Raw genomic sequence first — 14121 nt, forward strand, 5'->3', positions numbered from 1 at the left:
GATGATGAATGACCTGACGTTACGCAGAACCATTCTGGACGAGCTGGAATTTTTGCCGCACATCGATGCTGCGGCTATCGGTGTCACCCTCGAAAACGGCGTTGTCGTGCTCCGCGGGCATGTGCGGACTTACGCTGAAAAAATCGCCGCTGAGCGCGCCGTCCAGAGCGTTAAAGGCGTCGTCGCTGTGGCCGAGGAACTCGAAGTGCGGGTGTCCGGCGCTCACACTATCGATGATGGCGTGATCGCCTCGCGTTGCCTGGATCTGATCCGCTGGGACACGGCGATTTCCAAGGAACCCATTCACATCAAAGTGCAGCACGGGTGGGTAACGATTGAGGGAAACGTGGAGTGGCAATATCAGAAAGACGCCGTGAAAGCGCTCATACAACAATTGCAAGGGATTGTGGGCATCGACAATTGCCTAGCGATAAAGCCTAAAGACAGCATTCAAGACATCAAAACACTTATCGAAGAAGCCTTGGCACGAAGTGCCGAACTGGATGCCGGCAAGATTCACGTCACGGTTCATGGCAATCAAGTAACGCTCGAAGGCACTGTTAACAGATGGCTCGAACGTAAAGCGGTGGAACACACAGCCTGGGCAGTACCCGGTGTCTATCGTGTAGAAAATCACCTGCTCATCAGTTGACCCAGCACCGCGCGCGGTTATCCGGGTGTGCGCGCGCATGTCTCAGATCAGGAGAAATATGACCAGCATAGGGACACGCATCAGGCTGTTGTTACCTCGTTTGGCTGCCTTTTGTCGAACCGGCAAGTTCCCCAGTCTCAAGTTCGCCTATGAGCCGATTCTGCGCGCCGAACTGTTCAATGCTGACCAAATGGCCAGTCACGGCATCGCTCTGGCCAACCAGCATCAGGTCAGTGCCGTGTCTTCCCGCGACGCTCTACTGGGCAGGCTGGACGACAATGAGGTGGTGCTCAACCGCAGTTGCACCGCGCTGACACAGGCGCAGTCTTCCAGTCGGCCTGTCACCCCGGCCGCCGAGTGGTTACTGGACAACTACTTCCTCGTTGAAGATCACATTCGTACCGCCAGAAAGCATCTGCCCAAAGGCTATAGCCGAGAGTTGCCACGCCTGACCAACGGCCCTTCCGCGGGCCTTCCAAGGGTCTACGACATTGCGCTGGAAACGATCTCCCATGGCGACGGCCGATTCGATGAGTTGAGCCTCAGGCGCTTCATCGTTGCTTATCAGACCGTCATGCCGCTGGCACTGGGGGAACTGTGGGCGATCCCGATCATGGTGCGCCTTGCATTGATCGAAAACCTGCGCCGAGTGGCGTCACGGGTAATGGCAAATTCGGACGACCGAAACAGGGCGGACGACTGGGCCGAACGTCTGATCGAGGTCTCCGGTCGCGATGTAAAAAATGTCGTACTGACCGTCGCCGACATGGCCCATTCGGGACCCCGATTGAGCGCTGCGTTCGTCGCCGAGTTCGCCCGCCGCTTGCAGGGCCAGAGTGTGGCCCTCGCCCTGCCCCTCAACTGGATCGAACAAATACTGGGTGAAACGGGCTCCAGCACAGAGCGTCAGGTGCACCTCGACGCGCAGCAACAGTCTGCCGACCAAGTGTCTATCAGCAATAGCATCGCAAGCCTGCGCCTGCTGACGGCCACCAATTGGCGCGAGTTCGTCGAATCGATGAGTCATGTCGAACAGACCCTGAAGAACGACCCCGCCGCCGTTTACCCATTCATGGATTTCGCCACCCGCGACAGTTATCGACACATGATCGAACGGCTCGCCAGGCGTAGCCATCGCTCAGAGATCCAGGTGGCTCAGATCGTCGTGGATCTATCGGGACAGCAGCACGCCGCGGCACTCGACAGTGCGCTGCACAACCACATCGGGTATTACCTGATCGGCGCCGGCATCGGTGCTCTTGAGCAAAGGCTTGTCGCCAAAGTGCCTCTGCATGAGCGTTGGAAACGCCTTCTGCAGTTTTCTCCTTTGGTGTTTTACCTGACACCGGTTGGCGTTCTCACGCTGATTTTTGCCTTGCCATTGCTCGCATCTGCAAGTCGCGACGGACTGCCCGACGTTGCCTTGCTGGCGCTGGCAGTGCCCTGCCTGATCATGACCAGTCGCCTGGCCATCAGCCTGATCAACTGGCTGGTGACCTTCAGCCTATTGCCCACGATATTGCCGAAGATGGACTACGCCGGCGGTATTCCTGAGGAAGCTCGCACGCTGGTAGCCATTCCTTCACTCATCGCCACGCGTGCCGATGTCGAGGAGTTGGTAGAAGGCCTTGAGGTCAGGTACCTGGCCAATCGTGACGGCAATCTGTTTTTCGCCTTGCTCACTGATTTTCTCGATGCGCCAGAAGAGGTCGAGGTTCACGACGCACAATTGCTGGCACTCGCCGCTCAGGCGATCAACCAGCTCAATCGTAAATATGCTGAAGGCACGGTCGACCGGTTTTTCCTGTTTCATCGATCGCGTTGCTGGAATCCCGGCCAACAGGTGTGGATGGGGCATGAACGCAAGCGCGGCAAACTCAACGACCTCAATGCGTTGCTGCGTGGCACGGGCGAGACGCGTTTCACGACGATTGTCGGCGACATACGCCCCCTTCTGTCCGTGCGTTACGTGCTGACTCTGGATACCGATACATTGCTGCCGCAGGATGTTGCTCGCCAATGTGTGGCCGCCATGATGCACCCACTCAGCCGGCCCTTGTTCGACACTGGCAAGGAAAAAATCGTATCCGGTTACGCGTTGTTGCAGCCGCGTGTCGGCATCAGCCTGGCGAGCACACCACGCACCCTGTACTCACGGCTGTTTGGTTGTGACGGGGGTGTCGACCCCTACACCCGTGCGGTGTCGGACATCTATCAGGATCTGTTCCAGCAAGGGTCTTTCATTGGCAAGGGCATCTATGACGTGGATGCCTTTACCTGTGCGCTGGAAGGCTGCCTGCCCGATAACCAGATACTCAGCCACGACTTGATCGAGGGCTGCTATGCACGCTCGGGTTTGCTCAGCGATGTGCAGTTGTATGAGCAATACCCCTCGCGTTACAGCGCTGACATTAAACGCAGGCATCGCTGGATCCGTGGTGACTGGCAGTTAGTCCCATGGCTGCTCCCTTGGGCGCGCAATACACGAGGTGAATGGACGCGCAATCGCTTGGGTGTCATGGCGCGCTGGAAGATTCTCGACAATCTGCGGCGCAGCCTGGAGCCACTGGCGTTGCTGTCAATGCTGGTCTGGGGCTGGTTTGCCAGCAGTGAGCCCTTGGCCTGGACATTGGCGGTGGTCGGTTTGCTCGTCATCCAGCCGTTGCTCAGAACCCTTACCGATGTCCTGCAACCGCCGCTGAACGTGCCTTATCGGGCGTACCTCAGAGCCCTTCTTGATGGGCTGGCACAAGACCTCGCACAAGTCTGCGTCACCATCGCCTGGCTGCCTTTCGAGATGTACTACAGCGCTGGCGCTATTGCGCGGTCGCTGTGGCGGATGTTTTTCAGCCGGCGTTTGCTGTTGCAATGGCAACCGTCCCGCGAGGTGGAGCGTAGTTCGGCGAATCGGCTGTCCGGACTCTACCGCGAGATGTGGTTTGGGCCAGTGCTTGCGCTGATCGCGCTGGCCGGGTTATTGACTGAACCGCTCAGGCTGGCCATTGCCGCCCCACTGCTACTGGCCTGGTTGGTCGGCCCATGGATCGCCTGGCGCCTGAGCGCCAAACCTGAGCACGCGACATTCACCCCTTCGCCCGAGTCGTTGAACTTTTTGCGGGTGCTGGCCCGTCGAACCTGGGCGTTTTTCGATGAGTACGTAGGCCCGCAGGACAACTGGTTACCGCCGGACAATATTCAAGAAGAACCTAAAGCGGCGATTGCCCACCGCACCTCCCCCACCAATATGGGCATGGCGCTGCTCGCCCACCTGGCGGCCCACGACTTCGGTTATTTAAGTACCGATCGCCTGTTGCAACGCTTGGCCGCCTCATTGGACAGCATGAATGCGCTGGAGCGTCACCGGCAGCATTTCTACAACTGGTACGACACGCAGACCTGCCAGCCACTGAGGCCGCAATACATCTCGACGGTGGACAGCGGCAACCTGGCGGGCTTGTTACTCACTTTGCGGGCGGGCCTGGTGCAACTGCCGGATCAACCACTCTTCGACCTTGGCGTCATTAAGGGCCTGCAAGACACGTTGAACACACTGGCTGAAACCCAAGGCACGAAAGCGCTGTGTGATCAGCTAAGCCCGGTCCTTGAGCGCGCCGCGCAAACCATCGAACCCCATGCCTTGCTGGATCACTTGCAAACGGCTAGGGCCATCGCCACCGCCGCGCAGGCAAACGCCGATGACGAAAGCGCCTACTGGCAGCGTGTGTTCACCGCTCAATGCGACGACTGGATCGCCACACTTGCTCGCTATCAACTGCCGGCGCCACTCAGCAACCACGAACCGTTCAGCCAAACGCTAAGGCAACTGGCCCGGCTCAACCGTGACGACTGGTCCGCCGAACACCATGATTGTATTGAGGCGTTACGTAAACGCGCCGGCGAGGCCATCAGCGTCCTGGACCGGTTGATCGAGCTGAGCGGCGACCTCGCGCAGATGGATTTCTCGTTGCTCTTTGACAGCAACCGCGATTTGTTCTTCATCGGCTACAACGCTGAAGAACGTCGCCTGGACACCGGCTACTACGACCTGCTGGCCTCCGAGGTGCGCCTGACCAATTTCGTGGTGATTGCTCAGAGCCAAATACCCCAACGGGCCTGGTTTACCCTGGGCCGATTGTTAGGCGTCTATGCCGGCGTACCGACCCTGATGTCCTGGTCCGGATCGATGTTCGAATACCTGATGCCGTTGCTGGTCATGCCCAACTATGACGGCAGTCTGCTCGACCAGACTTGTCGTGCCGCCGTCACTCTACAGATCGAACAAGGCAAAGGCCTGGGCATCCCTTGGGGCGTATCGGAGTCGGGCTACTACATGCTCGATACCCACTTCAATTACCAATACCGAGCGTTTGGCGTGCAGGCGCTGGGCCTAAAGCGCGGCTTGAGCGAAGACGTGGTGATAGCGCCCTACGCCAGTGCCCTGGCGCTGATGGTAAATCCCGAGGCGGCCTGCAAAAACCTGCAACGCCTGGCGAGTCAGGGGGCGGCGGGACGTTTCGGACTTTACGAAGCCGTTGACTACACCGAAGCCCGATTGCCGCGAGGCCAGCGGTTCGCCTTAGTGCAATCGTTCATGGCTCACCATCAAGGCATGAGCCTGCTCGCCTTGACGAGCGTACTGCTCAACCAGCCGATGCAACGTCGTTTCGAGTCCGACCCGGCATTGCGATCGGCCCTGCTGTTGTTGCAAGAGCGCGTCCCCAAGACCGCAGAGCCTTATCTGCAAACCGAACAACCGACAGCCGTGGGTGACAAGGGTCTCAACCAGGACAACACACTGCGTTTTTTTGCCCATCCAGGGCATAAGCGCACCGCCGTTCAATTGCTCTCGAACGGCAACTACCATGTGATGCTCAGCAGTGTCGGCGGCGGCTACAGTCGCCGTAGCGACATGGCCGTGACGCGTTGGCGCGAGGACATCACGCAAGATAATGGGGGCACGTTCTGTTATTTGCGGGACATCGCCAGCGGCGAGTTCTGGTCGGCGGCGTTTCAACCCACTTTGCGCCGAACAGAGAGTCAGGAGGCCATTTTCAGCGACGCTCGTGCGGAATATCGCGCGCTGGAAATGGATTACGACTCCCACATGGAAATCGTCGTTTCGCCAGAGGACGACATCGAGCTACGACGGCTGCGCATCACCAACCGTGGCACTTCTGCCAGGAAATTCGAGATCACCACCTACGCTGAAGTGGTGCTGGCCGCGCCTGATACCGATGCCATGCATCCGGCGTTCAGCAAGTTGTTCGTACAAACCGAGTTGCTGTTGCCGCTGCAAGCCATCCTTTGCAGTCGCCGGCCTCGGTCCAGCGTTGAGCCCACGCCGTGGATGTGTCATCTGTTGGCGGCGCACGGGGTTCATATCGATTCGATTTCCTACGAAACCGACCGCGCCCGCTTCATCGGTCGAGGGCTGGACCTGAGTGCACCCGCCGCTTTGGCGCCCGGATGTGAACAGCTATCGGGCAGTCAAGGCGCGGTGCTTGATCCGATCGTGGCAATCCGCTGCCGTATCACACTGCAACCAGGCCAACAGGCCACCATCGACCTTGTAACGGGCGTGGCTGACAACCGAGACGACTGCATCGCGCTGATCAACAAATATCGCGATCGGCACCTGGCCGACAGGGTCTTCGATTTGTCATGGACCCACAGTCAGGTTCTGTTGCGCCAGCTCAACGCTTCACCCGCAGACGCCCGGTTGTTTGAGCAGATGGCCGCGTCGCTGCTCTACGCCAACGCCGCATTGCGCGCAGACAGCGCCATATTGATGAGCAATCGACGCAACCAGCAGGGACTGTGGGGGCAGTCGATTTCCGGAGATCTGCCCATCGTGCTCTTGCGCGTCAAAAGTCTGGATAATTTCGAGTGGGTCCAGAAGATGATTCAGGCCCATGCGTACTGGCGTCAGAAAGGCCTGGTGGTGGATCTGTTGATCTGGAACGAAGATCAGAGCGGCTACCGCCAGCAACTGCAGGACGCGATCATGGGACTTGTCAGCTCCGGCAGCGAAGCCACGCTGATGGACCGTCCGGGCGGGATTTTCGTGCGTAGCGCCCAACAGATGTCGAACGAAGATCGCGTGCTGTTCCTGTCTGCCGCTCGGTTGCTGATCAGCGAAGGGTTGGGGTCTATTGGCGAACAAATCAACCGCCGACGCGTAGCACCGGTCTACGCTCCATTCGTGGCGACACGTCAGTACCGACCCTCTGCAGCGGCAAAGCGGCTTGCGCCAATCCCTCCTGCGCTAATACTGGACAACGCCTATGGCGGTTTCAGTGAGGATGGCTGCGAATACGTGATCAACTCGACAGCCTCCACGCCCACTCCGGCCCCTTGGGCCAATGTCATCGCGAACGCACAACTGGGCACTGTGATATCCGAGTCCGGCAGTGCCTACACCTGGGCGCAAAACGCGCATGAATACCGGCTCACACCCTGGCACAACGACCCGGTTTCCGATCCCAGCGGCGAAGTCATCTATTTGCGCGATGAGGAAACCGGGCATTTCTGGTCAGCCACTCCCCAGCCCTGCCCTGGCGCGGGTCACTATCAAACGCGCCACGGCTTCGGATACAGCGTTTTCGAGCGTGAGGGCGACGGAGTCAAAACAGAGTTGTGGGTGTATGTCGCACTTGATGCACCGATCAAATTCTCACGGCTGGTGGTGCGCAACATGTCCACACGCACCCGAACACTCACGGTGACGGGTTACGTCGAGTGGGTACTGGGGGATTTGCGCAGCAAGTCAGCGATGCATGTGGTGACACAATCCGATCCGGTCAGCGGTGCGTTATTCGCCCGGAACGCTTACTCGGTCGAATTCGGAGAGCGTGTGGCGTTCTTTGACACCGACACCATTGACCACACCATCACCGGCGATCGCAGCGAGTTCATTGGCCGCAGCGGCACTCTGCAATCCCCCGCCGCCATGCGGCATGCAGGACTGTCCGGGCGCACCGGTGGAGGCCTGGATCCTTGTGCGGCGATTCAAATAGCCGTGACACTCGCGCCCGGGGAAAGCACAGAAGTGATTCTGCGCATGGGCGCAGAGAAGAACGCACAAGCGGCGACTCAATTGGTGCAGAGCTACCGGGGCGCCCAGGCTGCCGCCACACAGTTAAAGAACGTTCGAGAGCACTGGCGCTCGCTGCTTTCGGTAATCCAGGTGAAGACACCGTTAGCCGGGCTGAACGTGATGCTCAATGGCTGGCTGATGTACCAGGTCATTGCCTGCCGCTTCCTGGCCCGCAGTGGCTATTACCAATCGGGTGGTGCCATCGGATTTCGCGATCAGTTGCAAGACAGCATGGCCATGATTCACGCAGACCCTGCAACGGTGCGCGCGCATTTATTGCTGTGCGCCAATCATCAGTACCAGAACGGTGATGTTCAGCACTGGTGGCATCCACCACTCAATCGCGGTGTGCGCACGGCCTGCTCGGACGATTTCCTGTGGCTGGTGGCGGCCACCAACCGCTATGTGGAAATAACCGGTGACCTGTCTGTGCTGGACGAGTCTGCCGGATTTCTGGAAGGCCGCCAATTGAACAGTGGCGAGGAGTCCTATTACGACTTGCCGGGCGTGTCGGACTTGCGCGAGCCACTTTATCGCCATTGTGTTCGCGCTATCGAGCACAGTCTGCCCCGTGGCAGGCAGGGATTGCCGTTGATGGGGAGCGGCGACTGGAACGACGGAATGAACCGAGTCGGTTATCTCGGCGAAGGCGAAAGTGTGTGGCTGGGCTTCTTTTCTTGCGATGTGCTCAAGCGTTTCGCCGCTGTCGCGCAGCGCTACGGTGATGATGACTTTGCGCAGCGCTGTAACGAAAATGCCAGGCTGCTCAGTGACCATCTGGAGAAAGCGGCGTGGGACGGCGCCTGGTATCGCCGTGCATGGTTTGATGATGGCCAGCCATTGGGCTCATCGATCAACGATGATTGCCGCATCGACTCCATCGCCCAGAGCTGGTCAGTCCTGTCGGGTGTGGGTTCGGCAAACCGTCAGCGCCTGGCCATGCGAGCACTGGATCAGCACTTGGTAAAACCGGAAATTCGCGCCGTGTTACTGCTTGATCCGCCGTTTGACAAAGGCGAACAAGACCCCGGTTATATCAAGGGCTATGTGCCAGGTGTGCGAGAGAACGGCGGACAATACACCCACGCCGCAATCTGGGCGGCGATGGCGTTTGCTCAGTTGGGCGATACCGACAAAGCCTGGGAATTGCTGAACCTGATCAACCCCGCCGACCCGCTCAACAACGCCAGGATCGAGACCTACAAAGTCGAGCCCTACGTGATGGCCGCCGATGTTTACGCCAAAGCCCCCCACGCCGGACGGGGCGGCTGGACGTGGTATACCGGCTCGGCGGGCTGGATGTACCGCTTGGGGGTGGAGTCACTGCTCGGCCTGCAACGCAGTGGCAACACGCTCAGGATCGAGCCGTTGATCCCGCAGGATTGGCCCGGGTTTACGCTGACCTACCGCTTCGGTGCAACCCAGTACCATTTCCAAATCAATCAAGGCACGACAGACACCACCTCAATGACGCTTGACGACCAGCGCGTTGAAGAGGATGCACTGTTGCTGATCGATGATGGCATCGAACACCGGGTTCACATCGAGTGCCGCGTTCGCTCGCCTGGCCGGCAGCAGCGCGAGTATGCGAAAGCGAACGATGAGTAGATATATCTGTCGACGTATAGGTGTCTGGACAAATCTATTCATTTCTACGTCGATATTGATTGGAGATTTCGATGGATTTTCGGGATTTGTGTCAAAACTTGTTAGGATAGAGCGGCAAATTTCTCGTTTAAACATAGGAACAGCGGGGCTACAGACCATCGCACGCACAAGCGTGCCACTACCAAGGAGGCTCTCATGGGGAAAAACCCTATGGATGATCTACCAGCTAATTCTCAATCTGCCAGTGAGGATGGCATCCCGGCTCCAAGCGGAGCAGCCAATCTGATCGATACCGACTACGTCATCGGTCAAGACAATATCAAAGGTGAGTTTTCGTTCTCGCTCGATATCCACGGCAAAGTTTTCATCATCTCGGCAGCCACGATCGTGCTCTTCGTCATCTTGACGCTGGCACTGCAAAACGAAGTAGAGCCACTCTTCAGTTCGATCCGTAACTGGTTGACCAGCCATTTGGCCTGGTTCTTCATGAGCGTCGCCAACATCTTTGTAGTGCTGTGTCTGGCGTTGATCGTTTCGCCACTGGGAAAGGTTCGGTTGGGCGGCCGCGACGCCAAGCCTGATCACACGTATCTGGGCTGGTTTTCAATGCTCTTCGCTGCCGGCATGGGCATCGGTCTGATGTTCTACGGCGTTGCCGAACCCATGTCGCACTACGCGGCCTCGATGGGGGGCGTCACGCTTGACGCCAATGGGGTTCGTACTGACTGGGCTCCTCTGACTGGTGCCGCAGGCGATATGAAAGGCTCAGCCGAACTGGCCATGGCCACGACGATCTTCCACTGGGGCCTGCACCCTTGGGCGATTTACGCGATTGTTGCTCTGTCGCTCGCGCTGTTCTCCTATAACAAAGGCTTGCCACTGTCGATCCGTTCGATCTTTTACCCATTGCTGGGTGAACGGGTCTGGGGCTGGCCGGGGCATATCATCGATATCCTCGCGGTATTCGCGACACTGTTCGGGTTGGCGACGTCCCTGGGCATCGGCGCGGAACAGGCCGCAGCGGGGATCGAATATCTCTTTGGCATCAAGTCGACGAATCTCAGCAAAGTACTGCTGATCATCGGCATTACCATGGTCGCGTTGTGGTCGGTGCTTGCCGGCCTGGACAAGGGCGTCAAGGTGCTGTCCCAGATCAACATGGGCCTGGCCTTGCTTCTGCTCGGGTTCATCATTGTCGTGGGCCCTACCCTGGCCATCTTCACGGGTTTTTTCAAAAACCTGGTGAGTTATGCCGAGTATCTGCCCGCCCTTTCCAATCCTTTTGGACGAACCGACACTGAGTTCACCGAAGGCTGGACGGCGTTCTACTGGGCGTGGTGGATCAGTTGGTCGCCTTTTGTCGGGATGTTCATTGCCCGGGTGAGCCGTGGTCGTACCGTACGAGAGTTCCTGATCTCCGTTCTGCTGGTGCCTACTGTGGTTTCGGTACTGTGGATGACGACGTTCGGCGGAACGGCGATTGATCAAGCGACCGTTCAAGGTTTTGTGGGCGTTAAAGATGCCGTCCTCGAACTGAAGCTGTTCGCCATGCTGGGGCATTTGCCGCTCAAGGAAATCACTTCATTCCTGGGCATTGTTCTTGTCATCGTGTTTTTCATTACCTCCTCGGACTCCGGCTCGCTGGTGATCGACACCATTACCGCGGGTGGCAAGGTCGACGCACCTGTTCCGCAGCGTGTTTTCTGGGCTGTGATCGAAGGTGTGATTGCTATCGCGTTGCTGCTCGGCGGTGGTTTGGTGGCGCTACAGGCCATGGCGGTCTCCACCGGTCTGCCTTTCGCTATTGTGCTGATGGTGGGATGTATCTCTCTGGTCAAAGGACTGCTGTCTGAACCCCGATCCTGATGCGTCATTGCTTTCAAATGGATAGGTAAGTTCGATTTACCTGCGAGACTGTGATTTGGTTGTTCGATTACATGTCTCGCAGGGCTTTACTGGAGACCTGCATGCTACAAAACACAATTGACCTCTTTGTAAATTACAGTTTTCTGGGGATCGCTTTAGGGCATTGGCTACTGGCGCTCCTGGCAACAGTCCTCAGCTTCATTCTGGCCAGAACGGCCATTCGATTTGCCCTCAAGAAAATCCGAAAGAGATCCTCGCTACCCGACGCTGACCTCAGTCACATCGCGCTCGAAGTGCTTTCGGTTACCAGCAACACCCTTTTGTTTTTAGCCTCGGTCCTTATCGGCATCGGCTTTCTTGATTTGCCTGAGCGCTGGCTGGGGCGTGTCAGCAGCCTGTGGTTCGTGGTTGCCGCCTTGCAAGCGGGCCTTTGGGCGAACCGTGCGATTGCACTGGCGCTAGCACGCTACTTTCGACGCCATGGCTCTGCCGAGACTTTCCAGGCCAGTGCCTTGGCAACGCTCAGCCTATGGGGTGCGAAAGTATTTCTGTGGGTCGTCGTGGTCATGGCAATGCTGTCAAACGTCGGGGTGAACATCACCGCCTTCGTTGCCAGCCTTGGCGTGGGCGGTATTGCGATTGCGTTAGCGGTGCAGAACATCCTTGGAGACGTATTCGCCTCTCTCTCCATCGCGGTCGACAAGCCTTTTGAAGTGGGCGACTTTATTGTCGTCGGCTCGCTGTCCGGTACGGTCGAACATGTCGGTCTGAAAACCACACGGATCCGCAGCCTCGGTGGCGAGCAGATCGTGATGGCGAATGCGCAAATGATCGGCAGCACCATACAAAACTATAAACGCCTGCAAGAGCGCCGCATTGTGTTTGAGGTTGGCCTGACCTACGACTGCTCTGCCCAACAGGTCAAGGAAGTACCGCAGCGGATCGAGAAAATCATCAAAGCGCAAAAGCTGGCGCGGTTCGACCGCTCGCACTTCCGCAGTTTCGGCGATAGCGCCCTGGAGTTCGAAACGGTGTATATCGTGCTTGATCCCAGCTACAACGTTTACATGGATGTTCAGCAAGACATAAACCTGGGGATGATGGACGCTTTTGCCGAACTGGGTGTGAGTTTTGCGTTCCCTTCGCGCACTGTTTATGTCGCTTCATTACCGGATGCCAAGGCGCCCGAGACGGCCAACATGGCCGCTGAACAGCACCGTTGATGCAGTGATCGAGCAAAAACCGGCCCGCCTCCCTGCTGCGGTCCAACTCTGCTGCACGCAATTTTTGCCGTAGCAAACCCACAACCAACTGGATACAGCCACGCCTGCATGGCTCAGCGCTCTGAGCTACGGGTCATGACGTGCCTGATATGGGTAAATGAATGCTTGAGAATATCAAAGCCGCTTGGCTATCAAACATCCGGGCGGATGTACTGGCGGGTCTCGTCGTTGCGCTCGCTCTCATTCCCGAGGCTATCGCCTTCTCCATCATTGCCGGAGTCGACCCCAAGGTTGGCCTCTATGCTTCTTTCTGTATCTGTACCGTCATCGCCTTTGTCGGCGGTCGCCCGGCGATGATCTCTGCGGCCACCGGCGCCATGGCATTGCTGATGGTCAATCTGGTCAAGGATCACGGTCTGCAATATTTGCTGGTTGCCACGCTCCTCTGCGGCGTCTTGCAGGTCATTGCCGGTTACCTGCGACTAGGCGAGCTGATGCGCTTCGTTTCGCGCTCGGTCGTGACCGGATTCGTCAATGCACTGGCGATCCTCATTTTCATGGCGCAACTACCGGAACTCACCGGCGTCACCTGGCCTGTCTATGCAATGACGGCTGCAGGTTTGGCGATCATTTACCTGTTCCCACTATTACCGGTCGTGGGTAAGGTGCTGCCCTCGCCTTTGGTGTGCATCCTGGTGCTTACCGCGATTTCCGTGTCGATGGGGCTCAATATCCATAATGTCGGCGACATGGGGTCGCTGCCGGACAGCCTGCCGATCTTCATGTGGCCTGAGGTGCCGCTGAATCTGAACACCCTACTCATCGTGCTGCCTTATTCCGCCGCGCTGGCGGTGGTGGGTCTGCTGGAATCGATGATGACCGCCACGATCGTCGATGATCTGACCGATACGTCCAGCGACAAGAGCCGCGAATGCAAAGGTCAGGGCGTTGCCAATATCGTGAGTGGGCTGATTGGCGGTATGGCCGGTTGCGCCATGATTGGCCAGTCGATGATCAACGTGAAGTCCGGCGGCCGCACTCGCCTGTCGACGCTCAGCGCGGGCGTGTTGTTGCTGATCATGATGCTCTTCCTGGGCGACTGGCTGGCGCGCATTCCGATGGCCGCACTGGTGGCGGTGATGATCATGGTGTCGATCAGCACGTTCAGTTGGGGCTCCATTCGCAACCTCAAGCAATACCCGCTGTCCACGAACGTGGTAATGGTCGTGACCGTGATCGTCGTCGTTGCCACCCACAACCTGGCCTTTGGTGTGATCGCCGGGACATTGCTGGCCGCGATGTTCTTCGCCAACAAGATTGCCCACTACCTGGACATCTCCTCAAAACGTGATCCTGAGCATCGTCACCGTACGTACTATGTGACGGGGCAAGTTTTCTTCGGCTCGGCAGATCGCTTTGCCAACGCGTTCGACCTCAATGAACAGCTCGAAACGCTCACCATCGATCTGCGCGAAGCGCATTTGTGGGACATCACCGCCGTCGCGGCCTTGGACAAAGTGGTACTCAAGCTTCGTCGCGAAGGCATTGAAGTCGATGTGATTGGCATGAACCGGGCGACAGCCACGCTCGTGGATCGATTCGGCGTGCACGACAAGCCGGATGGCATTGACACGCTGATAGGCCATTAATCGACAGCTCAAAGATTGAGAGGCGAC

Annotated in this window: 5 protein-coding genes; all 5 read left to right on the top strand. The window is 57.9% G+C overall.

Going from position 1 to position 14121, the window contains the following annotated elements; translation table 11 throughout:
• Positions 1-4 precede the first annotated feature (4 nt).
• The 5 genes from AACY11_RS07835 to AACY11_RS07855 all read left to right on the top strand — a co-directional run bounded on the left by AACY11_RS07835 (position 5) and on the right by AACY11_RS07855 (position 14094).
• The gene (locus AACY11_RS07835; protein WP_339465029.1) at positions 5-652 is read left to right on the top strand and encodes a BON domain-containing protein; all 648 of its coding nucleotides are present in this window, start codon (positions 5-7) and stop codon (positions 650-652) included.
• A 58-nt stretch (positions 653-710) separates the two neighbouring features.
• On the top strand, positions 711-9356 hold the full coding sequence (locus AACY11_RS07840) for a GH36-type glycosyl hydrolase domain-containing protein (protein ID WP_339494324.1): 8646 nt from the start codon (positions 711-713) through the stop codon (positions 9354-9356).
• A 195-nt stretch (positions 9357-9551) separates the two neighbouring features.
• Positions 9552-11222: a BCCT family transporter gene (locus AACY11_RS07845; RefSeq protein ID WP_339494326.1), complete on the top strand. Its 1671-nt coding sequence runs from the start codon at positions 9552-9554 to the stop codon at positions 11220-11222.
• 101 nt (positions 11223-11323) lie between these two features.
• Positions 11324-12445 carry a mechanosensitive ion channel family protein gene (locus AACY11_RS07850; protein WP_339465034.1) on the top strand — a complete coding sequence of 374 codons (1122 nt, stop codon included), beginning with the start codon at positions 11324-11326 and terminating at the stop codon, positions 12443-12445.
• Between the two features lie 161 nt (positions 12446-12606).
• Complete coding sequence (locus tag AACY11_RS07855) at positions 12607-14094, top strand: SulP family inorganic anion transporter (protein WP_339494327.1); 1488 nt, start codon at positions 12607-12609, stop codon at positions 14092-14094.
• Positions 14095-14121 lie beyond the last annotated feature (27 nt).

It is taken from the genome of Pseudomonas sp. RA_105y_Pfl2_P56 (genome assembly GCF_963970845.1).
GTDB classification, from domain to species: domain Bacteria; phylum Pseudomonadota; class Gammaproteobacteria; order Pseudomonadales; family Pseudomonadaceae; genus Aquipseudomonas; species Aquipseudomonas baetica_A.